This window comes from Solidesulfovibrio alcoholivorans DSM 5433 (assembly GCF_000702665.1).
Lineage (GTDB): Bacteria > Desulfobacterota > Desulfovibrionia > Desulfovibrionales > Desulfovibrionaceae > Solidesulfovibrio > Solidesulfovibrio alcoholivorans.
The window spans coordinates 32187-55660 of sequence record NZ_JNJA01000012.1 but is presented as its reverse complement, the minus strand read 5'-3'; the positions used below and the strand labels follow the sequence as shown (position 1 = coordinate 55660).

Sequence of the window (23474 nt, the reverse complement as noted above, 5' to 3'; positions counted from 1 at the left end):
CATGGCCAAGAATACCGAAAACTCGGTCGTCATCGACGGCAAGGTCGTTCCCATCGAAGGCGAGCGCAACCTGCTCGAACTCATCCGCAAGGTCGGCATCGACCTGCCGACCTTCTGCTACCACTCCGACCTCTCGGTCTACGGCGCCTGCCGGCTGTGCCTGGTGGAAGTCAAAAACCGCGGCATCATGGGCGCGTGCTCGACGCCCCCGGAGCCGGGCATGGAGATCCGCATCCACACCAAGGAGCTGCGCGAGATCCGCAAGATCGCCGTGGAATTGCTGCTGGCAAACCACGACCAGAGCTGCCCGACCTGCTTCCGCAACGGCGCGTGCAAGCTCCAGGAGATCGCGCGCAAGCTCGGCGTGTCCCAGGTGCGCTTCAAGCCCATCCAGGAGCCCGTGGCCGTGGACGTCTCCTCGCCGTCGCTGGTGCGCGACCCCAACAAGTGCGTGCTGTGCGGCGACTGCGTGCGCATGTGCTCGGAAATCCAGGGCATCGGGGCCATCGGCTTCGCCTACCGCGGCCACAAGACCGCGGTGCTGCCGGCCTTCGGCAAGGGTCTGGCCGACGTCGAGTGCGTCAACTGCGGCCAGTGCTCGAGCGTGTGCCCGACCGGCGCGCTGACGCCCAAGTCCGAGATCGAGGACGTCTGGAACCTGCTCGCCGACCCGGACGTGACCGTGGTCGCGCAGATCGCCCCGGCCGTGCGCGTGGGCATCGGCGAGTGCTTCAATACGCCCGCCGGCGAGCCGATCATGGGCCGCGTGGTCGCGGCCATGAAGACCATCGGCTTCGACCAGGTCTACGACACCACCTTCGCCGCCGACCTTACGGTCATCGAGGAGGCCGAGGAGTTCCTGGCGCGAAAGGCCAAGGGCGTGAAGCTCCCGCAGTTCACCTCCTGCTGTCCCGGCTGGGTGCAGTTCGCCGAGCAGTACTTCCCGGAACTGCTGCCCAACCTCTCTTCCTGCCGCTCGCCGCAGCAGATGTTCGGCTCGCTGGTCAAGGAAATGCTGCCCGAACAGCTGGGCATCCCGCGCAAGAAGCTGGCCATCGTCTCGGTCATGCCCTGCACGGCGAAGAAGTTCGAGGCGCGCCGCCCCGAGTTCGCCAAGGACGGCAGCCCGGACGTGGACTACGTGCTGACCACCCAGGAGCTCGCGCGCATGATCGAGCAGGCGGGACTGCGCTTCAACGACCTCGAGCCCCAGTCGCGCGACATGCCTTTCGGCTTCGGCACGGGCGCGGGCGTGATCTTCGGCGCGTCCGGCGGCGTCACCGAGGCCGTCTTGCGCTACGCCGCCGAGAAGATGACGGGGCAAACCCTCTACAACACCGACTTCAACGAGGTGCGCGGCGATTCGGGCCTGCGCGAGATCAACATCGAAGTCGGCGGCGCGACCCTGCGCCTGGCCGTGGTCTACGGCCTAGCCAACGCCCGGGTCGTGGCCGAGAAGGTCAAGGCCGGCAAGTGCGATTACGACCTGATCGAGGTCATGGCCTGCCCCGGCGGCTGCGTCGGCGGCGCGGGCCAGCCCGTCAACCTGGACCTGGCCGTGCGCAAGCGCCGCGCCAAGGGCCTGTACAAAAGCGACAAGGGCCGCCAGCTGCACAAGGCCCAGGACAACATCTTCGTCAACCAGTGCTACGCCAAGTTCCTGGGCGACATCGGCGGACACAAGGCCCACGAGCTGCTGCACACCGGCTACCAGAGCCGCCGTCGCATCACCGACGAGACCCTGGTGCTGCTCGGCGATCCCAGGGAGCCGCGCATCCAGGTGCAGGTCTGCCTGGGCACGAGCTGCCACCTGCGCGGCGCGCAGGAAATCCTGAACGGCCTGCTCGCGCACATCATCGACCAGGGCCTGGAAAACGCCGTGGTCGTCAAGGCGTCGTTTTGCCACGAGCAATGCGCCAGCGGCCCCAATGTGCAGGTCGGGGACGAGACGCTCAACCACTGCACCCTGGAATCGGTCCTGGCCGCCCTGGACCGCCACCTGCAAAACCCCCTGCCGCCCGCGGCGCCCACGGCGGGTGCCGGTTGCGGCTGCGCCTGCGGCAAGGGATAAAAATCCTCGCGCGGCGCGCGGCGGTCCGGGACCGTCCGCACGCCGCGCGGGCCTGCTGGCGGGTCCGTCCTTTCGGGGCGGGCCCGTTTCTTTTTAGGTGAAGGGGGGACTCGGGAGTTACGAGCGTCCGCCGAGTTCGCCGCTGCGCCGTATGGCGCGTAAAAGACGCAGCCCGAGCACGATGGCCCAGAGGCAGCCGAGCGCGCCGAAAAGGGAGACGTCGAAAACCCGCGGCGGCACGCGGCTGGCGAGCAGCATGCACGAGCCGAGAAACAGCGCCGCCGTGACGATGCCGTAGACCAGCCGGTTGACCGTGCCGTCCAGGCCCTTGTGGTCCAGGCGCACGTCGAGACGGCCGTCGCGGGCGCGGCGCAGAATCTCGGCGGCGTCGCGGGGCAGCGTTTCGAACAGGGCGTTCCAGTCGCGCGCGCCGCGCCGCAGCTTGGAAAACACCTCGCCCGGGGAGAAGCGGCGGGCGAGAATCTTGGCGGCGTAGGGCGTGAGGACCTCGATCAGCGAAAACCCCGGGTGCAACTGGCGCGAGGCCCCTTCCAGGACCACGAACACCTTGAGCAAATGGGCCACGGTCGGCGGCAGCAGGATGCCGTGTCGGCGCACCAGGGCGGCCATGTCCCCGAGCGCGCCGGACAGGTCGAACGCGCCCACGGACTGGCCGGCGTAGTCGGCGACGAATTCCTCCACATCGGCGGCCAGCGCCTGCCTGTCGAGTCCCGGCGGCACGCGCCCCAGGCGCATGACCTGTTCGGTGAGCGCCTCGGCGTCGCCCGAGGCCACGGCTAAAAGCGCGTCTTCCAGGGCGCGGCGCGTGCGCTCGTCGATGCGCCCGACCATGCCGCAATCGAGCAGCCCCAACCGGTCGCCGGGCAGGATCAGGAGGTTGCCCGGATGCGGATCGGCGTGGAAGAAGTTGTCGCGAAAGATCATCTCCAGAAAGATGTCCGCCGCGTTTTTGGCCAGGCGCGTGCGGCGCGCGGACTCCTCGGGCGTGGCCGGCGCGGCGGCGAGCGCGGCCACGGACTCCCCGTCGAGCTCCTCCATGGTGAGCACGCGCCTGGCGCTTTGGCCCGGGAACGTGCGCGGGAAAACCACGCGCGCGTCGCCGCTGAAATTGGCGGCGAAATGGCGCAGGTTGCGCTCCTCGCGCGTGAAATCGAGCTCGCGCAGGATGGTGCGGCGCATCTCCGCGGCCACGGCCAGGGGCTGGTACAGGCGCAGTTCCACGATGCCGCGCTCGGCAAGCTCGGCCAGTCCCATGGCGATGTCGAGGTCGGCGCGCACGTCCTCCTCGATGCCCGCGTGCTGCACCTTGACCACCACCCGCGACCCGTCGGCGAGGATCGCCCGGTGCACCTGGCCGATGGAGGCCGAGGCGACGGGCGTTTCCTCGAAGGCGGAAAAGTGCGCTTCCGGGGGCGCGCCGAGTTCGGCCTCGATGGTGGCGCGCACGACCTCCGGGGCGTCCGGAGCGGTGTCCTCGCGCAGTTTGGCCAGTTCCGCCGCCGTCTCCGGGCCGACGAGGTCCGGGCGCGTGGACAGGATCTGCCCGATCTTGACGGCCGTGGCCCCGAGTTCGGTCATGGCCAGGCGCAGCCGCGCCTCGCGCGTGAGCCCCGACAGCGTCGCCCCGGCCGGCCCCTTGAGCGTGCCGCGGAAAAACGATGTGTCCGTGGCGGCCAGGAACTCGGCCAGCCCGTACTTGGCCAAAACGCCGGCGATTTCCGTGAACCGCCGGGCGTTTCGGGCCAGATGCGGGATGGTGGCCAGGGAGAACATGCGACCCCGGCCCTAGTCCACCGGGCACAGCGGCTTTTCGCGCCGCCAGCGGAAGGCTTCCACGGTGTTGGCCATGAGCGTGGCGATGGTCATGGGGCCCACGCCCCCGGGCACCGGAGTGATCGCCGAAACGAGGTCCAGGACGTTTTCGTAGTCCACGTCGCCGCAGAGCTTGCCGTCGGGCAGGCGGTTCATGCCCACGTCCACGATGACCGCGCCGGGCTTGACCATGTCGCGGGTGATGCGTTTCGGCTTGCCGATGGCCGGCACGAGCAGGTCGGCCTGGCGGCACACGGCCGCGAGGTCCGGGGTGCGCGAGTGGCACATGGTCACGGTGGCGTTGCCGAAGGGCGTTTGCGCGGAGAGCAGCATGGCCATGGGCTTGCCCACGATGTTGCTGCGCCCGACGACCACGGCCTGTTTCCCGGCCGGGGAAAGGCCGTAGTATTCGAGCAGCTTCATGACGCCGAAGGGCGTGCAGGGCTTGAGCCCCGGCAGGCCGATGGAAAGCCGGCCCACGTTTTCCGGGTGGAAGCCGTCCACGTCCTTTTTCGGGTCGATGATCGCCAGGCAGCGGTTGGCGTCGAGGCCGCGCGGCAGGGGCAGCTGGAGCAGGATGCCGTCGATGTCGTCGCTTTCGCACAGCTCGGTGATATGGCGCTCCAGGGCGCACTGCGTGGTCCCGGCGTCGAGCCGCCAGATGCGCGAGGCGATGCCCACTTCCTCGCAGGCTTTCTCCTTGTAGCGCACGTAGACCTGGGAGGCCGGGTCGTCGCCGACGAGGATGACGGCCAGATGGGGCGGCCGGCCGCATTCCCGGGTGATGGCGTCGACGTCGTTGCGGACTTTGAGCCGCAGCTCGGCTGCGACTTTTTTCCCGTCAATCAAAAGCATGGCTGTCTCTCCTTTGCATCGCCGGAAAAGCGGGTTTTCCGGGCAGAAACCGGTGCGGCCGCAAGGCGTGCGCGTCCTTTTCTCCCTTAGCCGCCAATGCCTGCCCGCGTCCACCGTTCAATCGGCGGTTTGCAGCAGATGCCGGCGCAGGAAATCCACGGCCATCCCCTGCGCCTTCCTGGCGTCGTCGCCGGAAAATCCGTGCCCGGCCCCGGGGAAAACCCGCATCGCGGCCTGCCCGCCGCATGCCCGGGCCAGATCGACCAGCGCCTTGCCTGCGGCGGGCGCGACGACGGTGTCGGCGTCGCCGTGCAGTTCGAGCAGGGGCGGCAGACGCCTGACGGCATCCCGGAAGACGCTCGGGACGCCGCCGTAATAGACGACCAGGGCGGTGACGCGCGGGTCGGTTCCGGCGACGCCGGCAGCCAGGAACCCTCCCTGGGAAAAACCGAGAAGCCCCACGCGTCCCGAGGACAGGGCTCCGGCCAGGATGTCGCCCGCAACGTCGCGCACGAGCCCGGCCCAGGCTCCGGCCCGCTCCCGGAAAAGGGTCTGGCGCGCGGCCGGGTCCGGGGCGTTGGCCCGGGCGAGGTCCTCCGCGTCGTAGTAGGTGAGCAGATAGGCGTCCATGCCCGCCTCGGCGAGGGCTTCGGCCTGGCGGCGGTAAGCGGCGGCGAAGGGGGCGAGTCCCTGCCGGCCGTGCAGCAGGATGACGGCCGGCCGCTTGCCGTTTCCCGCAGCGCGAAACAGTGTCGCGACCACCGGATGCCGGGGCGTGGACAGGGTCACGGTCCGTGCCGCGACCGGGGCGGCGTCCGCCCGCAAGACGGGGGAGACCGGCAAGAGCCCCGGACAAAGGAGCAGACAGAGCCACATGCCGCGAGGGAGCGGGAATCTCATGGGGAAGACCTTCGGCGGCGGAAAAGCAAGCGCGCCGGGAGGCCGAACCTCCCGGCGCGCCAAAAGGGAGCGCCTTGCGGGCTACTCTTCTTCGTCTTCCTCGATGTCGTACCAGTTGGCGGCCATGTAGGGGCCGTAGAAGATGGCGGCGTCCTCCAGCTCCTCCTCGATGCGCAGCAGCTGGTTGTACTTGGCCAGGCGGTCCGAGCGGCACAGCGACCCGGTCTTGATCTGGCCGGCGTTGACCGCCACGGCGAGGTCCGCGATGAAGCTGTCCTCGGTCTCGCCCGAGCGGTGGGAGACCACCGTGGTGTAGGCGGCCTGTTTGGCCATCTCGATGGTGTCCAGCGTCTCGGTCACGGTGCCGATCTGGTTGAGCTTGATCAGGATGGAGTTGGCCACGCCCTGGCTGATGCCCTCGTCGAGGATGTCCGGGTTGGTGACGAAGATGTCGTCGCCCACAAGCTGGATGCGCTCGCCCAGTTCCACGGTGAGCTTCTTCCAGCCTTCCCAGTCGCCCTCGGCCAGACCGTCCTCGATGGAGATGATGGGGTAGCGGTCCACGAACCCGGACAGGTAGGCGACCATCTCGTCGGAGCTCATGGTGCGCTTTTCGCCGCCGAGCACGTACTTGCCGTTTTTGAAAAATTCCGAAGCCGCGGCGTCGATGGCCAGGGAGATCTCGTCGCCCGGGCGGTAGCCGGCCTCTTCGATGGCCTTGGTGATGTACCTGAAGGCCTCGTCGTGGTCCTTGAGGTTGGGAGCGAAGCCGCCCTCGTCGCCGACCGCGGTCATGTGGCCGTCGGCGGCCAGGATCTTTTTGAGCGTATGGAAGGTCTCCGCGCCCATGCGCAGGGCGTCGGCGAAGGTGCGCGCGCCGAGCGGCACGATCATGAACTCCTGGATGTCCAGGTTGTTGGGGGCGTGCGCGCCGCCGTTGATGATGTTCATCAGCGGCACCGGCAGCACCTTGGCGTTGATGCCGCCGAGGTAGTTGTACAGCGGCTGGCCCAGGAACATGGCCGCGGCGCGGGACACGGCCATGGACACGCCGAGGATGGCGTTGGCGCCCAGGCGCGACTTGTTCTCCGTGCCGTCGAGGTCGATCATGGTGTTGTCGATGGACACCTGCTGCAGGGCGTCCATGCCGATGACGGCCTCGGCCAGCTCGCCCTGGACGTGCTCCACGGCCTTGGTCACGCCCTTGCCGCCGTAGCGGGAAGCGTCCTGGTCGCGCATTTCCAGGGCCTCGCGGGAACCGGTGGAAGCGCCGGAAGGCACGGCGGCCCGTCCGGACGCGCCGGACTCCAGGGTGACCTCCACTTCGACGGTGGGATTGCCGCGGGAATCGAGGATTTCCCTGGCCCAAACGGCGGCAATGGTGCTCATGAGCGTCTCCTTATTCGGTCTTTGGTCGGTGTGGCGTGTGTTGACGGCGGGCCGGGCGGCCCGTCACCACAGGACGTAACGCAATTCGCGGCGATTTATAACCCCCGCCGCACGGCGTTTTCGCGACGGGGCGATGCGGGGAGGCGGTTCCGCCCTACAGGCGGATGTCCGGGAAGTCCGCTTCGGCCGGCGCGCCCTCGCGCCGGCGCACGTGGCGCAGGAATTTGCGTGCCTCGGGGAAGTCCGGAGCGGCGGCCAGGGCCTTTTCCAGGAGGTCGCGGCAGGCGGCCAGTTCGCCCTTTTCGTAGAGCACCCGGGCCAGGTTGAAAAGCAGCCGCTCGTCGTCCGGGGCGATCTCCAGGGCGGTGCGGTAGTAGGCAGCGGCGATGTCGAAGTTTTTCTGCTTGCGCAGCTGGATGCCGAAGGCGTTGATGGTGCGTTTTTGCGCCTCGCCGCCGGTCGTCGCGCCGCTGCCCTTGAGCACGGCCAGCACCGCGCCGTCGCTGTCGGCGTGGCCGCCGGCGGAAAGGGCCATGAGGATGACGGTGAACAGCGCCCGTTCGGCCTCGGGCAGGGCGTTCTGGTCGAGGTGGGTGTCGCCGTCGCCGAGCAGCCGGCCGAGCACCAGGGACGCCTGGGCCAGGCGTTCCTGGAAGACCAGGGGCGCGGGTAGGAAATGGCCCAGGAACTCCTGCGGCGTCACGGTTTTTTGCAGCGGCATGGGCAGGCTGGCGTCGTCGAGGGGGAAGATGAGGATGCGCGCGGCGTCCAGGCGCAGGGCCAGCCAGTTGATGCGCTGGGTGAAGTCGCGGCCCGAGCCCGCGGTCTTGCCCATCTTTTGCAGCTTCTGGGATTGGTAGCAGCCAAGCAGTTCCGGGAGCATGGACGCGTTCCTGGGGTTGCGGGCGCCGGCCGGACGACGCATGCCTTCGCCGTTTTCGATGCTCGCGATTGTGCGACGGAGGGACGATTATGACAATCCCTTTTTTGCTCCGCCCCGGCGCGGCCCGTGGCCGAGCCAGAGGCGGCGCAGGCCCTCGAGCAGCAGGTTCGGGCGCACGTCGCGCAGCACCGGGCAGATCGGGGCCAGCTTCTCGGCGAATCCGCCCGTGGCCAGCACCCGGACCTCGCCGCCCAAGTGCGCGATCAGGCGCGTGGTCACGCCCTGCACCATGTCCGCGAAGCCGAAAACGAAGCCCTGGTTGATGCATTCCGCGGTGGAGCGGCCGATGGAGAGCGCGCCGTCGCCCGGCTCCAGGGCCACGTGGGGCAGCTTGGCCGTCTTGCTCACGAGCCCGGACAGCGACGTCAGCATGCCCGGACAGATGAGCCCGCCGAGAAAGGCGTCGTCGCGCACGCAGTCGAAATTGGTGGCCGTGCCGAAGTCGATGACGATGACGCCCGGCGCGTCCACGGACATGCGCCCGGCATAGGCCGTGACCAGCCGGTCCGCGCCGACCTCGTGGGGCCGGCCGTAGAGGTTTTTGAGCGGCACGGGCACGTCCGTCGGCACGAAGCGCAGCCGCACGCCGAGGTAGCGCGACACGGCCGCGGTGAGCACCGGGGCCATGGGCGGCACCACGCACGAGCACACGGCCGCTTCCACGTCGGCCGGGGCGCAGCCGTGGACGGACAGGGCGGTGACGAGGGTGAGCCCCAGGCTGTCGGGCGTGGCCGCGCGGTCCGTGGGCAGGGCAAACGACGGGCCGAGGCCGTGGCGCTCGGCCAGACCGAACTTGGTGTTGGTGTTGCCGACGTCGATGAGCAGGGCGGGCATGGCGACGGGTTACGGCCTGGCGGCCGCGGTGTTGCCGAGTTTGTCCACGAAGGCCTCCGCCGTGGGCAGGATGCGCGCGACGATCTCCCCCACGCCCCTGGCGTTGGGATGCAGGCCGTCGGGCAGGGTCAGGTCCGGGTGTCCCGTGACGCCGTCGAGCAAGAAGGGGTAGAGCGCGGCGTCGTAGCGTTTGGCCAGGGCGGGATAGATGGCGTCGAACTCCGCGGCGTAGTCCGCGCCGTAGTTTTTCGCCGAGCGCATGCCGCAAAGGAGCACGGGAATGCCGGCGCCCGTCAGGCGCTTGAGGATGGCGTCGAGGTTGGCCATGGCCGTTTCGGGATCCTGGCCGCGCAGCATGTCGTTGGCCCCGAGTTCGACGATGACCCCGTCCGGGCGCATGGAAAGCACCTGGTCAAGGCGCGCCAGGCCCCCGGCCGTGGTGTCGCCGGAGACGCCGAAATTGGCGATGGTCACGTCGCGGCCGCGCGCGGCCAACGCCTGTTCCAGCCGGGCCGGAAAGGCGTCGCCGGCAGGCAGGCCGTAGCCGGCGGTCAGGCTGTCGCCGAACGCCGCCAGGCGTGTCGCCGCAGCGGCCGTCGTGGACGTCACGAGGCACCCGAGCAGCAACATCGCCAGGAGCGCGGCCAGGGCCGCGACCCGGGTTTGTCTTTTGCGGGCAAGCTGGTATCCTTTGGCGACGCCGCCGGAGGGTTTCTTGCGCATGGACTGCGGAGCCGATGACATCATTTCGCTTACCGACGTGCACCTGACGTTACAAAGCCGGGCCGGCCGGGTCAACATCCTGCGCGGCGTGGACCTGTGCGCGGCGCAGGGAGAACGGCTGGCCGTCATGGGGCCTTCGGGCGCGGGCAAGACCACGCTGCTCATGCTCCTGGCCGGGCTCGAACGGGCGAGCGCCGGCACGGTGCGCGTGGCCGGGAACGACCTTTCGAGCCTGAGCGAAGACGGGCTGGCGGCCTTTCGCCGCGACAACGTGGGCATCGTCTTCCAGGCCTTCCACCTGTCCCCGTCCATGACGGCGCTGGAAAACGCGGCGCTGTCCCTGGAATTTTCCGGCCGGCGCGACGCCTTCGCCCGGGCCGAGGAGGCGCTTGTGGCCGTGGGGCTCAAGGACCGGCTGGGGCATTATCCGGCCGAGCTTTCCGGCGGCGAACAGCAGCGGGTGGCCCTGGCCCGGGCGCTGGCCCCGGGGCCGCGCCTGCTTCTCGCCGACGAACCCACGGGCAACCTCGACGGCGCGACCGGGGAGAAGGTCATGGACCTGCTTTTTTCCCTGTCCGCGTCGGCAACCCTCGTGCTCGTCACGCACGACCCGGGGCTGGCCGGGCGTTGCGGCCGGGTGGCGCGGGTGCGCGACGGCCGCGTCGTCGATGGGGCGGCGGCGGCCGGATGAAGCGGCTTTTTTTCGCGCCGCGCGGCCGCAGCCCCTGGGAGCGGCTGCTGCGCGGCGCGCTGCTCGGGGCCGTGTTCGCGCTGGTCCTCGTGGCCTACCGCAAGCACTTCGACGCCGTGATCGAGAAGGCGCAGGCCACGGGCACCGTGGCCGATCCCGGCCATGCGCTGTCCCGGGACGACCGGGTCACGATCCTCGAACTGGCGCAGGCACTGCGCGGCCGCTTCGGGCTCGAACTGCGCGTGCGCGTGGGCGGCGAGCCGCCCGGGGACGTCGCCGCCGGGCCGAAGACCGCGTTTTTTTATGTCGATCCCGCATGCCGGGCCAGCCGGGTGGTGCTTGCGCCCCTGGCCGCCTCGGCGTTGCCCGCGGGATTTTCGGAAGACCTTGGCCGGGAGCACCTGGACGCGAACTGCCGGCAGGGACGGCTGCGCGAAGGCGTGCTCGCCGCGCTCGGGCTTTTTGTCGACTCCCTGGACGCAGCGGCGGGCCGGGGAAAAGGAGAACACCGACCATGACGATCGAGACGACCACGCCGCCGCTTGTCATCCACACCGACGGCGCGTGCCTGGGCAATCCCGGCCCGGGCGGCTACGCGGCGGTGTGGGAAGCCGACGACGGGCCCAGGGAGCTTTCCGGCGGCCGCAAGCTCACCACCAACAACCGCATGGAACTGCTCGCGGCCATCGTGGCCCTGGAGGCGCTCGAAGCGCCGACCAAGGTGGTCCTGGTCACGGATTCGCGCTACGTGCACGACGCCATCGAAAAACGCTGGCTTGCGGGCTGGCAGAAGCGCGGCTGGGTCAACGCCGAGAAAAAGCCGGTCAAGAACCAGGACCTCTGGCGGCGGCTCATTCCATTGCTTTCCCGCCACAGCGTTTCCTTCCGCTGGGTGCGCGGCCATACCGGCCACGCCGACAACGAACGCTGCGACGTGCTGGCCAAGCAGGCGGCCAACTCCCGCAACCTGCCCGCCGACGACGGCTATCCCGGCTAGCCCCGTCGGGGAGGCCCAGGAGGGGAGCATCCCCTCCTGGCCGACGAGGCATATTCCTCTTTCCTCCCCTCCACAGAAACATCCCCCGAGACTTTGATGCGCTGGCCGGCGATCCAGCCCGCGCGGCGATGGCGCGTCAGTAGCCCGGGGCGTCTTTCGCGGCGGCAAGCAGACGGCCCGCCAGTTCCGGTGCGGCCTCGGCCCAGTGCAGGTAGAGCGGGCGCAGCACCCGGGCGTGGAGCGTCGCGGCCGCGGCGAGGCGCGTTCGGACCATGTCCTCAAGCGGCTGCGCCAGAAACCAGTCGGCAAAGGTTTGGGCGCGGTGCGTGGCGCGGTGCCCGGCATCGACCCTGGCCAGCCCGGAGGCAGCGACGCGGCGGCGACGCGCCGGGTCGGCCAGCAGCGCTTCCACGAGCCGGCACAGGCCTTCGAAATCGTCCTGGTCGTAGAGGAAGAGGTCCTCGGCGTCGCGGAACAGGGCGTCCTGGCCGTGGCCGATGCGCGGGGTGACCAGGCAAGCCCCGCAGCCGAGCGCCTCGAACACGCGGTAGTTGAGGTCGCGGTGCTCGGCGATGTTGAGCACGAGCCGCGCTTCGTGGAAGGCTTGGCGGTAGGGGCCGGTCAGTGAGATAAATCCCGGAAAGCGCGCGCGCAGCCGGGCGAGCAGGGCGCTGCGCACGGGGGTCAGCGCCGGATCATCCTTGCCGACGAACACCATGTCGTGGCGCTTGGGCGCGTTGGGGCCTTCCGGGCCGGGCCTGTCGGCTGCGGCGGCGAAGGGCGGCGACCACAAGAGCCGCGCGGCGTCGCCGCCCGGGCCGACGAAATCCGGCAAATGGTCGCGCAGTCCCACGAGGCAGAGGTCGAAGGCCCTGGCGTAGAGCGGATACCAGGCGTGGATGTGGGAATCCACGCAGGCGAAGACCGTGGGGCAGGGAAAGCGTTCGAGTCCGAGCAGCATGGGCGGCACGCTCATGTCGCCATAAACCAGGGCGTCCGGCGCGAAACCGAAGGCCGAAACGAGGGAGTCCCAGCTGAAAAAGCGGTGGGCCGGCACGTGCGCGTGCACCACGCTCCAGCCGTGCGGGGCGAGGACCGGCGCGAGGGCCGGGGCGAAAAGCGGATTGGCGAGCCAGGCCAGGCGTTTCATGGGAGAGCCCGGGCCGCCGCTCAGACCGCTGGCGCGAGGAGGGGGATGCCGGCGCGGCGGAAGTTTTCCTGCCAGCCCTCGGGGCTTAATGATTGTGGCAGCAGCGCCTGCCGGGCGCGGCCGGCGTCCCTGAAGGCCGCTTTGACGGCCTGGTCGAGGACGGCGGCGGCCTGCGCCGGGCGGTGCATGGGCGCGTTGCGGATGGAGGGATGCCCGGCCGCGAGGTCCTTGCACGGGTAGGCGTTGGTCACGACCTCCAGGCCGAAGCTCGCCATCTCGAGCGGCGGGTAGGACGGGTGCGGCGAAGCCATGAACGACAGGCCGACATGGGATTGCAAAAGCGTTGCGGCGTATTCCGGCAGGGAAAGCATGCCGCGGCTGACAAGCGTCGTGTCGTCGGGAAAGGCGACATCCTCGTGGAGCGTGCCGGCGCTTACAAGCGTCACGGGCAGGGCGTAGGCCTGTCGGAACGCGGCGAGCCAGGCCCAGAGGCAGGCGAGCGCGGCCGGGAAGCAGTTGCGGTGGTGCCCGGGGCGGCCGTAGACGAGGATATTAAGCCGGTCCGCGGCACGCGGCGGCAGGCGGCGGCCCATGCCGGCAAGGGCCGCCGCCAGGACGGGATTGAGCGAGGGGCGCACGGCCACGGCCTTGCCCAGGGCGTAGCGCTTTTTCGTCAGGAAGCGGGCCAGCTCCACGGAGTTGATCACGGCTGTGCAGGCCTCGCCGTGGCCGTAGGTGGCCTCGGCGAGCATGTGGTCGAGGCTCATGGGATAAAAGCCCGGCTCCCAGTCCTGGATGAAATAGTAGAAGGGATTGGCCGGCCGGCCGGCCTGGCGCAGGAGCTCGGAGAACGCCTCCCAGACCGGCACGGCCCGCCAGAAGGTGCATAGGAAAATGTCGCCGCCGTGGACGGCGAGGGGCGCGTCGTCATGGACGGAGGCGACCTCGGGCGGCGGGTCGCCCGGGCGGCGCACGAACGGGGCCGGGTCGAGGCGTTCCGCCGCGCCGGGCAGGGGCGTCAAGGAGACGAAACGCACGGACGGGTAGTGTGGGGCCAGGAACCGGGCCAGCTCCAGCACCGACGCCAGGCCGCCGAAGACGTGGTCCCGTTGCAGGTGCGGCAGGCATACGGTCAGGCGCGGCGGGTGCGCGCCCGGAAGAAGGCGCAGCCGCGCCGGATCGAGGGCCGAGGCGGCGAACACGGCCGGATCGTAGCGCGCGGCCTGCGTCATGGCGTCAGCGTCTCCGTTGCCGGCCAACGGGACGTCATGCCGCGCCTTCGGCCCGGGGCGACGTCGCCTCCGCGTCCTTGGCGGGCGACGCGGGATCGGGCGTCGGGGGCAGTTCGCCGCGCTTGGCGGCCGCGCCGCCGCCGCGCAGGACCTCGGCGTCGGCCAGTATCATGATGAGGCGCTTGAACATGGCGCGGTCGAGGGTTTCCTTGCGCGCCTCCATCTTGCGCAGGGCCTCGAAGGGCGGATAGGCCGGCCGCCAGACGCAGGCGCGCGTCAGGGCGTCGTAGGTGTTGCACACGCAAAGGGCCTTGACGTAGGGCGGGATGCCCGGCCCGGGCAGGCCGCCCGGGAAGCCCTTGCCGTCCTCCTGCTCGTGGTGGAAAAGGATGCAGTGCAGGGTCTCCGGCGGCAGGGGCAGGCCCACGCACATGCCCACGCCAAGCGCGGGGTGGGAGCGGAAAACGGTCTCCTCTTCGGGGGACCAGGACTCGGGCCGACGTTCGATGAGGCCGCCCGGCAGCCCCAGCTTGCCCACGTCGTGCAGCAGCGCGCCCGCGCCGACCTTGACCAGCAGGTCTTCGTCCATGCCCGGCCGGTCCATGAGCACAAGCGACGTGAGCACCATGACGGACAGCCCGTGCTGGTATTCCTGGTAGCCCTTGCTGATGAGCCGGGCCACGTTTTTTACGGCGTCCGGGGCCTGGAGAAACCCGATGGACTGGCGCACGAGCTTGCCGACCTGATCGAAGCGCGCGCGGCTCAGGGTGTGGGGCAGTTTTTCCTCGAGCACGCCCTTGGCCAGGGTGACGGCGCTGGCGTGCCAGACCTCGGACCGCTCGGCCAGGGGAATGGATTCGTCGAGCAAAAGCTCGCCCAGGGTCTCGCGCAGGTAGTTGTCGTAATGGCGCTGCTCGCCCTTGTGGATGTAGACCGTGGTCACGCCCATGGCCCGCAGCCGCGCCAGCTGCTCGGCGGTGAAGGCCGCGCCGCGCGTGGCGTAGAGGACCAGTCCGCCGCCCTTGCGCACGTAGACGGAAAAACGTCCCTTGCCCCAGGGCCGCAGGGACAGGGTCTTAACGGGCAGGTAGGATTTGAGATCCTGCGCGGAAACGGCCTCCTCGGCCGGAGCTGCGTTTTGCGTCATCGCACGGTCTCCCCGGGGCCTGGGTCGTTCAGGGGCAGGCGCATTTCCGCCACTTCCTCGTCGTAGTTGCGCACCACGGAGAAGCCGAGCTTGTCGGCAAGGCCCTGCATGCCGCCGTTTTCCATGAGCGCCTGGCCGGTCAGTTCGCGCGTGCCGCGCCCCTTGCAGTAGCGGATGATCTTTTCCATGAGCAACCGGCCCAGGCCCTGGCCCTTGAGGTCCGAGCGGATGATGACCGCGAATTCCGCCGAGGAGTTGTCCGGCCGGGTCGAGGCCCGCACCACGCCGAGGGTCTCGGGGCGGCCTTCCGCGTCCGGGGCCGTGGCAATAAACGCCATCTCGCGCTCGTAGTCGATCTGCGTGAGCTTGGCCATTTCCGTGTGCGTGAGTTCGCGCACCACGCCGAAGAAGCGGAAGCGCAGGTCTTCGGGCGAGAGGTGTTTGAAGAATTCGAAATGGGCCGGTTCGTCCTCGGGCCGGATTGGGCGCAGCATGGCGTGACGGCCGTTTTTCAGGGTCACGCACTCCTCGAGCTCCCGGGGGTAGGGCCGGATGGCGAGGCGGTGGGGATCGGGTTCGGCCTCGGCGGTAAGGCGGATGGCCGCGCCGATGACCTGCACGCCGCCGGGCTGGGCCAGGACGGGGTTCAGGTCGATGGCCGCGATGCGCTCGATGTCCGCCACGCACTGGGAGACCTGGTTGAGGGTGAGGCACAGGGCGTTGACGTCGATGGCCGGCTGTCCGGCCGCGCCGCCGAAGGAGGCGGCCACGCGGGTGCGAAAGACGAGGTCGCGCGCCAGCGACATGTTGAGCGGCGTCAGCGCCACGGCGCGGTCGCGCGTGACCCTCGCGGCGAGCCCGCCCTGGCCGAAGACGATGTACGGGCCGAACACCGCGTCCACCCGGGCCTGGATGGTCACTTCGTAGGCCCCGCCCCGGCGGGCCATCTCCTGGACCACGAAGCCCTCGATGCGCGCGCCGGGCACGTGCTCGAGCACGCGCTGCCGGGCCGCGTCGGCGGCCTCGCGCACGGCTTCCGGCCCAGTGATGTCGAGGACGATGCCGCCGACGTCGAAGGGCTGGGGCATGTCCGGGGAAACGATCTTGACCGCCACGGGATAGCCCAGAGCCTCGGCCGCGGCCACGGCGTCGTCCACGTCCTCGGTGAATTGCGAGGCCACCGCGCGCACGCCGTAGTAGCCGAGCACTTCCTTGGCCTCGGGATCGGTGAGCGCAAGCCGCCCCTCGGAAAACGCCCGCTCGATGACCGCCCGGGCCGCGTCCGGGTCCGGGGCGTACTCCGAGGGCAGGCTCGCCGGCATTTCCATGAGCAGTTCCTGGTTGCGGCGGTAGCGCAGCAGGTGCAGGAAGGCGGATACGGCCTGGTCCGGCGTCTCGTAGGTGGGGACGCCCGCGTCGTTGAGCGTCTTGAGCGCCGCGCCCGAGCCCGGGTCGTAGCCCATCCAGCAGGCGAGCACCGTGCGGTTGGTCTTGGCCAACACCTCGGCCATGGCCTTGGCCGCCTGCTCGGCGTCGACCCCGGGAAAGGGCACATGGATGACCAGCACGGCGTTGACGCCGGGCGTGCGCAAAAGCGCCCGCAAGGCTTCGGCGTAATCGCCCGGGGCGGCGTCGAAGCTCATGTCCACCACGCCGTGGCGCAGCCAGTTGGGGCCGAGCAGGCGCGAGAGGCCCTCGCGCGCCTCGGCGTCGAATCCGGCCAGCGACCCGCCGCCTTCGAGCAGCGCATCCGCGGCCATGATGCCGATGGAGCCGCCGTTGGTCAAAATGGCCAGGTTTTCGCCGCGAAGCGGCCGCGAGCGGGCGAGCGTCTGGGCGGCGTCGAAGAGCGCGTCGATCTCGCCCACGCGCAGCATGCCCGCCCGGCGGAAGGCCTCTTCGTAGACCTCGTCGCGGCCCTCGGACGGATCGGGCGGAAACACGGTCCACAGCTTGCGCCCGGGCTTGATGACGAGCACGGGCTTGTTGCGCGCGGCGGCGCGGGAGGCGCTCATGAACGAGCGCGCGTCGGAAATGGATTCGACGTAGAGCAGAATCGAGCGCGTGTTGGGGTCCTGGGCCATGTAGTCCAGGATGTCGGCGTACTTGAGATCCACCCGGTCGCCGAGCGACAGGATGTGGGAGAAGCCGAAGCCCTTGGTGCGCGCCCAGTCGAGGACCGCGGTGAAAAGCGAGGCGGACTGGGAAATGAACGCGATCTTGCCCGGCAGCGCGTCCGAGGCGGCCAGCGAGCAGTTGAGGCCGATGCCCGGCACCACGAGCCCGAGGCCCGACGGGCCGAGGATGCGGATGCCGGACGGCGCGGCCGCTTCAAGCATGCGCGCCTGGAGCGCGCGTTTTTCCCCGCGCGGCAGTTTCGCCCAGCCCGGCGGCAGCACCACGGCCGCGCCCACGCCGCGGCGGCCGAGTTCGCGCAGATACTCGGGCACGCTCGCGGGTTCCGTGGCGATGACGCCGATGTCCGGCGTCAGGGGCAGCGTGTCCACGGACTTGTAGCACAGCACGCCGGAAATGGCGTCGTGGGCCGGGTTGACCGGCATGACCGGCCCCAGGAACTTGCCCCCGAGCAGGTTCTTCATGATCACCGCGCCCGGGTGCCTGGGGTCCGCGGACGCGCCGATCACGGCCACGGAGTTGGGGCGGAACAAGGCGTCAAGGCTTCGGGCGCTCAACAGAAGCTCCGGGGCAGAAGGTTACGAGGTTGCGCCCAAGGATAGAAGGCCCGCGCAGGCAAGGCAAGGGGTTTCGCGGTTTTCGGCACCGCCGGCCCGTGTTGTTGACAGGACGGGATGGCGATGGCAGCTTCCAATAACGATGCCGGATTGCAGCCGAAATCCTTGTCGCACCGGCGCGAAACGGCCCCGAGCCCCAAGGAGGGTTCCATGGAAGTCGCCACCAGCCTCGTCACCGACAACGAGTTTTTTTCCGCCGAGCGCCGCGACAACGTCCTGATCGTGCGCGGCAAGCCCCACTTCACCCGCCACGTCCGGGACCTCAAGCAGATCGACACGTTTTTCGACCACCTGGAAATCATCGCCCATACCGATCAGGTGCGCGTGGTGGTCTTCATCGGCTGCCCCCAGAAGGACGGCGCGGCCGACACCCTGGAATTTTTCGACGAGTTCCTCACCTCCCGGCGCGAGGATTACCTGCTGCAACGGCTGTTCAACCTCGTCAACAACTACATCGTGACCATGGCGGGCCTCAACAAGGTCACCATCCACGCCGACGCCGGCCACGTCTCGGCCTTCATGCTCAACATGAGCCTCGCCTGCGACTACCGCATCGTCGGCGCGCAGACCGTGTTCGAAAACGCTTCGGCGGAAGTCGGTACCCTCCCCAAGGGCGGCGGCGGCTACTTCCTGTCGCGCCTGCTCGGCGGAGCCAAGGCGGCGGAGGTGCTGCAATGGACGCGGTTCACGGCGGAAGAGGCGCTCACCCTCGGCATCGTGGACAAGATCGTGCCCTCGGACAGGCTCGAAGAGGAAGCGCTCAAGGTCGCGGCCTACTACCAGGAGCCGCAGGTCGCCACCATGCTCGCCATCCGCAAACTGCTCAAAAGCGACATCAACGAATTGCGGCGGTCTCTCGAAACCGAGGACATGCTGATCCTCAACCGGCTCAATTCGCCGGAATTCCGCACCGCCCTGGCGTCGCGGCGCGAAGCCCGCAAACGGAAACAGCAATAAGCCGCACCGGCGTGCGCGCGGATGACTTCCGGCGGCTTTTGGGCTAGGGTCAGGGCTCTCTTCCCCGGGAATTTCGGGCAAAACCATCCCGTCGAGGTCCCATGCGCCTTTTCCTGACCACGCTCCTGCTGCTGGCCCTGGCCTCCTCCGCATGTGGCGGCAATCTGGATTTCACCCTGCACAAGCTCGACTCCGGCCGCCCCGGCCCCACCATCCTCGTCGTCGGCGGCATCCAGGGCGACGAGCCCGGCGGCTTCTACACCGCCGCGCTGCTGGTTTCCCACTACAAGATCACGAGCGGCGCGGTCTGGGTGGTACCCAACCTCAATTTCCTGTCCATGATCCACAACTCCCGGGGCATGCACGGCGACATGAACCGGAAATTCGCCGACCTTGATCCGAAAGACCCGGAATACGAGGCCATCCAGAAAATAAAAGCCATCATCACCGATCCCCGCGTCAGCGCCGTGCTTCACCTCCACGACGGCTGGGGCTTCTACAGCCCGACCTACGTCTCCGAATGGCAAAACCCCAAACGCTGGGGACAGTCCGTCATCATCGACCAGCCCTCCGTCGATGCGCCGCACTTCGGCGACCTCGCCGCCCTGGCCGATAAAGCCGTCGCCGATGCCAACGAACGCCTCTACGACCCCATGCACGCCTACCACGTGAAAAATACCCATACCCGCGAGCTCGACGACGAAACCGCCAAGGAAATGTCCAAGACACTGACCTACTTCGCCATCAACCACGGCAAGCCGGCCTTCGGCATCGAAGGCAGCAAGAACGTCAGCGCCTTCATGTCCGCCTACTACCACCTCGCCGTGGTCGAAAGCTTCCTGCGCTCCTTCGGCATCGGCTTCGAACGCTCCTTCGACCTGACCACGCAAAACGTGGGCGACGCCCTGCAAAGCAACGTCGCCGTCTCGTTTTTCGACAACAAGGTCTACCTCGACCTGCGCAACGCCCGCGAACGCCTGCGCTACATCCCCCTCAAAAAAGGCAGCGCCGTCGAATACCGCCCCGGCAGCCCGATAATGGCCCTCGTCTCGGCCGAAGGCAGCCTCAAGGTCTACTTCGGCAACAAGAACGTCACCGAACTCGACCCCCAATACTGCGAATACGACGGCAGTATCGAAGCCGTCACCATGGAAATCGACGGCGTCAAACGCATGGTCCCCTTCGGCCGCGTCGTGCCCGTGGCCAAATCCTTCAGCGTCGTCCCCGGCAACGGCTACCGCACCAACATCATCGGCTTCTCCAGGCCGGGACTCGCCGACGAATCCAACGTCACCCTCGGCCGCACCGACCTCCAAACCGGCTACTCCGTGGACAAGGCCGGCTCCGTCTACCGCATCGAAGTCTATAACGGCGACAAGTTCTGCGGCATGATCCTCGCCGCCTTTGACGCCAAGGGGCCCGCCATGGCCGGCGGCGGCAAGCTGCTGCGCCGGCTGCAGAAAAGTGGCGAACTGGAACTTGGCCGGTAGCGAGGGGATGTCGGGAAGAGAGGAAGGAAGATGCCTCCGGCGGCCAGGAGGGGATGATCCCCTCCTGGACCTCCCCAACGGGGCGTGGCAAACGGATGGGAGGACGGTCGTTGGGCGGGGCGTCGGGGTCTGGGGCGGAGCCCCAGTTCGTAGCTCGCTGCCGCTTGCGTCACCTGTCACGTCTCCGGTACCCGACTCCCATGCAGCATGATTTTCCTTCCATCCCGCCGCGCGGGTTGCTGGTGGCGGGCACGCGCAGCGGTTGCGGCAAGACGTCGGTGGCGTTGGGGCTGATGCGGGCTTTGGCGCGGCGCGGGTTGCGGGTGCAGGCGTTCAAGGCCGGGCCGGATTTCATCGATCCGGGGCATCATGCCTTGGCCACGGGCGCGCCGAGCCACAATCTGGATGACTGGATGTGCGGGGCGGCGGGGACGCGGCGGATTTTCGCGCGTTATGCGGCCGGAGCCGACGTGGTGGTGGTCGAGGGCGTGATGGGCCTTTTCGACGGCTATGCGGCCACGGATGCGGCGGGCAGTGCGGCGTCGTTGTCGCGGCTGTTGGGGCTGCCGGTGCTGCTTGTCGCGGATGTGGCGTCCATGGCCCGGTCGGCGGCGGCGCTGGTTTCGGGGTATCTTTCTTTCGAACCGGATTTGGATTTCTGCGGCGTGGTCTGCAACAACGCCGGCAGCGAGTCCCATGCGGCGCTTCTGCGCGAGGTCATGGCCGCGTCGTTGCCGGGAACACGTCTTTGGGGCGTTCTACCCCGGCGCGCCGATCTGGTGATGCCGTCGCGGCATCTGGGGCTTATCACAGCCGATGACGACGCGCAGGCGCTTGCCCGCCTGGACGCCTTGGCCGACTGGATCGAGGCCGCAATGGACCTCGACGCGCTCCTTGCCGCTCTCCCCCCCCTCTCCCCATCCAGGGAGGCCGGGGGGGATGATCCCCCCCGGCGGAGAGGGCCAGGAGAGGCAGAGCCTCTCCTGGCCGCCGGAGGCGTCTCCCACGCCTTACGCCTGGGCGTGGCCAGGGATGCGGCGTTTTGTTTTTATTATGCCGAGAATCTGCGCCTGCTCGAGGCGGCGGGGCTGACGCTGGTGCCGTTTTCGCCGCTGACGGACGCGGCGTTGCCGCAGCGGTTGGACGGGCTGTATTTCGGCGGCGGCTATCCGGAACTTCATGCCGCCGCGCTTGCGGCCAACGCGGGCATGCTGGCCGGGGTACGCGCCTTTTGCGGCTCGGGCCGGCCGGTACTGGCCGAGTGCGGCGGGTTCATGTACTTAATGGAAACGCTGCAGGATCTTGCGGGCGGCGAGCATGCCATGGCCGGGGTGTTTCCTTTCCGGGCGGCGATGGGCGAGCGGTTCGCGGCGCTCGGCTACCGGCAGATCACGACCCTTGCGGCGACGCCCTTGGGACCGGCAGGCTCGCGGCTTCGCGGCCATGAATTCCATTATTCCCGCATCGTGGGCGAGACCGGGACCGTGCCCGGCGTGTATGCGGCGACCGGCCGCAAGGGGCCCCTCGACGGCCGGCACGGATTCTTGTCGGACGCTACGCTCGGCAGCTACGTGCATCTGCATTTCGCGAGCAATCCGCAGGCGGCGGCACATTTCGCCAGGGCCTGCCGGGAGGCGCGATGACGCCCGGCAATCCCCTGCGCGAAGGCTTCACCACGGGCACGGCCGCGTCCGGCGCGGCCAAGGCGGCGACGCTTTTGCTTCTTTGCGGCAGGGAGGTCACGTCCGTGGACGTGCCGCTTCCCGGCGGCGGACGGCTGACGGTGCCGGTGGCGGAGGTGCGGCCCGAGGGCGGGGGCGTTTTCGCCGCCGTGATCAAGGACGGCGGCGACGACCCGGACGTGACGCACGGCGCGCGCATCGGCTGTTTCGTGGAGCGCTTGCCGCAAGGTGCGCCGGGCGAGGTCGTCGTCGCGGGCGGGGAGGGCGTGGGCCACGTGACGCTGCCGGGGTTGCCGGTCGCGGTGGGGGAGCCGGCGATCAACCCCGCGCCCCGGGCGCAGATTGCTGCTGCCGTGGCCGAGGCGGCGGCCTTGGCCTCTTGCGACGGCGCGCTTCGCGCCGAGGTGCGCGTGGCCGGCGGCGAAGCCATTGCGCGAAAGACCCTCAACCCGCGTCTGGGCATTGTCGGGGGCATCTCGATCCTGGGTGCGTCGGGCATCGTGCGGCCGTTCAGCCACGCGGCCTGGGAGGCGTCCATTGCCGAGGCCCTGGACGTGGCCCGGGCGCTCGGGCACGAGGCCGTGGGCTTTTCCACGGGCCGGCGCAGCGAGGCGCTCCTGCGCGCGCATCTGCCGCAGCTTCCCGAAACGGCCTGCGTGCAGGCGGCGGATTTCTTCGCTTTCGCCCTGGGCGCGGCGGCCGCGCGGGGTTTTCGCGAGATTATCTACGCCGCCTATCCGGGCAAGTGCGTGAAGATGGCGCAGGGGCTGGCCAATACCCATGCCCACCGCGCCGATACGGATTTTTCCGCCCTGGCCGGCTGGTGCCGGGAGGCGGGCTGGCCCGGGGATGTCTGCGCACGGGCGGGCAAGGCCAACACCGCCCGCCACGCCTTCGAGATGGCCCCTGGCGCGCGGGAGAAGACGGCCCTGGCGACGGTGCTCGCCGCCGCGGCAATGCCGCACATGCGCCGCTTCGCCGGCCCGGGGCCGGGGCTTGCGCTTTGCGTTTTCGATTTCGACGGCGCGCTGCTCGTTACGAAAAAATCGCCCCCGCCGGCTCGTGGCGGATGACGACGAGACTCCGTGTCCACCAGCGCGCCATGGAGCGCAGCACCCAGGGGATGGGCACGATGAGCAGGAAGCCGACGAGCCACAGCGCGGTGTGCCCGAGCAGGCTCCAGCCGGAGCCCGTAAAACCCACGCCCCAGCCGTCGCCTTCCGTGTTGCGGCAGACCCAGCGCACCATGGCCGTGGCCACGAAAGCCCAGCCGATGACCGTGACGATGGACACCGTGAAAAGCAGCACCCAGCCGAGAAACGGCGCATAGCGGCCGCTGAAACGGGCCGAGCCGCCGGGCGTCAGTCGGATGTTTTCGATGGTCCAGCGGTAGATGGGCAATTTGACCGCCGCGTCCAGGGGAAGAAGCGCCACGGCGAGTACGCACTGGGCCGCCGAAGCCTTGGTGCCGTGCGGCATGCCGGACGTGGCCAGGCTGGGCAGCAGGGCGAGAAAGGCGGCTGCGGCGAAAAGCGGCCAGATTTTTCCGGCCCGGCCCGTGAAGTCCGCCCGCGTGCCGTCGGAGAAGCGCACGGCGGCGCACCACCAGCCAAGGGCGGCCACGGCCCCCCAGGCCGCCGGGATGACGACCACGGACAGGACCATGCACAACAGGGCGTAACCCAGGCTGGCCAGAGCGCCGCCGGTGAACGTCAGGGCGACGGTGCGATTTTCCTCCATGCTCCCTCCCGATACGCTGGGCTTCCATTTTCTGCCCCGGTTGTGAAAAAAGAGCAAGACTTGCCGCAGTTCTTTTGACCGCGGCCC

Annotated in this window: 20 protein-coding genes; 8 read left to right on the top strand and 12 right to left on the bottom strand. The window is 69.1% G+C overall.

Annotated elements, in window-relative coordinates; translation table 11 throughout:
- Position 1 precedes the first annotated feature (1 nt).
- A complete protein-coding gene (locus Q368_RS0117460) occupies positions 2-2071 on the top strand; it encodes a [FeFe] hydrogenase, group A (RefSeq protein WP_029460330.1) in 2070 nt (689 codons plus the stop codon).
- A 117-nt stretch (positions 2072-2188) separates the two neighbouring features.
- On the opposite strand, the gene Q368_RS0117455 is transcribed toward Q368_RS0117460, so the two are convergent.
- The 7 genes from Q368_RS0117455 to Q368_RS0117425 form a co-directional block, all read right to left on the bottom strand.
- Positions 2189-3865: an ABC1 kinase family protein gene (locus tag Q368_RS0117455; protein ID WP_029460329.1), complete on the bottom strand. Its 1677-nt coding sequence runs from the start codon at positions 3863-3865 to the stop codon at positions 2189-2191.
- A 12-nt stretch (positions 3866-3877) separates the two neighbouring features.
- Entirely contained in the window at positions 3878-4759 is an 882-nt protein-coding gene (gene folD, locus Q368_RS0117450; RefSeq protein ID WP_029460328.1) for a bifunctional methylenetetrahydrofolate dehydrogenase/methenyltetrahydrofolate cyclohydrolase FolD, read from the bottom strand.
- Between the two features lie 117 nt (positions 4760-4876).
- Positions 4877-5659 carry a dienelactone hydrolase family protein gene (locus tag Q368_RS23410; RefSeq protein WP_156955782.1) on the bottom strand — a complete coding sequence of 261 codons (783 nt, stop codon included), beginning with the start codon at positions 5657-5659 and terminating at the stop codon, positions 4877-4879.
- Positions 5660-5740: 81 nt separating this feature from the next.
- Positions 5741-7048, bottom strand: a complete 1308-nt coding sequence (eno, locus tag Q368_RS0117440) for a phosphopyruvate hydratase (protein WP_029460326.1) — start codon at positions 7046-7048, stop codon at positions 5741-5743.
- A 154-nt stretch (positions 7049-7202) separates the two neighbouring features.
- Positions 7203-7931, bottom strand: coding sequence for a tetratricopeptide repeat protein (locus Q368_RS0117435; protein ID WP_029460325.1), 729 nt, complete (start codon positions 7929-7931; stop codon positions 7203-7205).
- A gap of 87 nt (positions 7932-8018) precedes the next feature.
- Entirely contained in the window at positions 8019-8825 is an 807-nt protein-coding gene (locus tag Q368_RS0117430; protein WP_029460324.1) for a type III pantothenate kinase, read from the bottom strand.
- A gap of 9 nt (positions 8826-8834) precedes the next feature.
- Complete coding sequence (locus Q368_RS0117425) at positions 8835-9455, bottom strand: arylesterase (protein ID WP_425423687.1); 621 nt, start codon at positions 9453-9455, stop codon at positions 8835-8837.
- A 91-nt stretch (positions 9456-9546) separates the two neighbouring features.
- On the opposite strand from Q368_RS0117425, the gene Q368_RS0117420 reads away from it, so the two are divergent.
- From Q368_RS0117420 to rnhA, 3 genes are read left to right on the top strand one after another with little or no spacing between them, the layout of a single operon-like run.
- Positions 9547-10239, top strand: a complete 693-nt coding sequence (locus Q368_RS0117420; RefSeq protein WP_029460322.1) for an ABC transporter ATP-binding protein — start codon at positions 9547-9549, stop codon at positions 10237-10239.
- Entirely contained in the window at positions 10236-10757 is a 522-nt protein-coding gene (locus tag Q368_RS0117415; protein ID WP_029460321.1) for a hypothetical protein, read from the top strand. Before Q368_RS0117420 ends, Q368_RS0117415 begins: the two co-directional genes overlap by 4 nt.
- Entirely contained in the window at positions 10754-11236 is a 483-nt protein-coding gene (rnhA, locus tag Q368_RS0117410) for a ribonuclease HI (RefSeq protein WP_029460320.1), read from the top strand. Before Q368_RS0117415 ends, rnhA begins: the two co-directional genes overlap by 4 nt.
- 136 nt (positions 11237-11372) lie before the next feature.
- Here the strand turns inward: rnhA and Q368_RS0117405 are convergent, their stop codons facing one another.
- Genes Q368_RS0117405 through Q368_RS0117390 form a run of 4 tightly spaced genes read right to left on the bottom strand, consistent with a single transcriptional unit; the run spans position 11373 to position 17458 of the window.
- Entirely contained in the window at positions 11373-12386 is a 1014-nt protein-coding gene (locus Q368_RS0117405) for a glycosyltransferase family protein (protein ID WP_029460319.1), read from the bottom strand.
- Positions 12387-12406: 20 nt separating this feature from the next.
- Entirely contained in the window at positions 12407-13618 is a 1212-nt protein-coding gene (locus tag Q368_RS0117400) for a rhamnosyltransferase WsaF family glycosyltransferase (RefSeq protein WP_029460318.1), read from the bottom strand.
- Between the two features lie 34 nt (positions 13619-13652).
- On the bottom strand, positions 13653-14765 hold the full coding sequence (locus Q368_RS0117395) for an HD-GYP domain-containing protein (RefSeq protein WP_043786330.1): 1113 nt from the start codon (positions 14763-14765) through the stop codon (positions 13653-13655).
- Positions 14762-17458, bottom strand: coding sequence for a bifunctional acetate--CoA ligase family protein/GNAT family N-acetyltransferase (locus Q368_RS0117390; RefSeq protein ID WP_029460317.1), 2697 nt, complete (start codon positions 17456-17458; stop codon positions 14762-14764). The genes Q368_RS0117395 and Q368_RS0117390 overlap by 4 nt, the downstream gene beginning before the upstream one ends.
- A 210-nt stretch (positions 17459-17668) precedes the next feature.
- Here Q368_RS0117390 and Q368_RS0117385 point away from each other — a divergent pair, with 210 nt between their 5' ends.
- The 4 genes from Q368_RS0117385 (at position 17669) to cbiD (ending at position 22720) form a co-directional block, all read left to right on the top strand.
- Positions 17669-18475: an enoyl-CoA hydratase/isomerase family protein gene (locus Q368_RS0117385; RefSeq protein ID WP_029460316.1), complete on the top strand. Its 807-nt coding sequence runs from the start codon at positions 17669-17671 to the stop codon at positions 18473-18475.
- A 101-nt stretch (positions 18476-18576) separates the two neighbouring features.
- Positions 18577-19965 carry a M14 family metallopeptidase gene (locus tag Q368_RS0117380; protein ID WP_029460315.1) on the top strand — a complete coding sequence of 463 codons (1389 nt, stop codon included), beginning with the start codon at positions 18577-18579 and terminating at the stop codon, positions 19963-19965.
- Positions 19966-20165: 200 nt separating this feature from the next.
- Complete coding sequence (locus Q368_RS0117375) at positions 20166-21608, top strand: cobyrinic acid a,c-diamide synthase CobB (protein WP_029460314.1); 1443 nt, start codon at positions 20166-20168, stop codon at positions 21606-21608.
- Complete coding sequence (cbiD, locus tag Q368_RS0117370; protein ID WP_029460313.1) at positions 21605-22720, top strand: cobalt-precorrin-5B (C(1))-methyltransferase CbiD; 1116 nt, start codon at positions 21605-21607, stop codon at positions 22718-22720. Before Q368_RS0117375 ends, cbiD begins: the two co-directional genes overlap by 4 nt.
- On the opposite strand, the gene Q368_RS0117365 is transcribed toward cbiD, so the two are convergent.
- Entirely contained in the window at positions 22683-23387 is a 705-nt protein-coding gene (locus Q368_RS0117365) for a hypothetical protein (RefSeq protein WP_029460312.1), read from the bottom strand. The genes cbiD and Q368_RS0117365 overlap by 38 nt on opposite strands.
- Between the last annotated feature and the right edge of the window lie 87 nt (positions 23388-23474).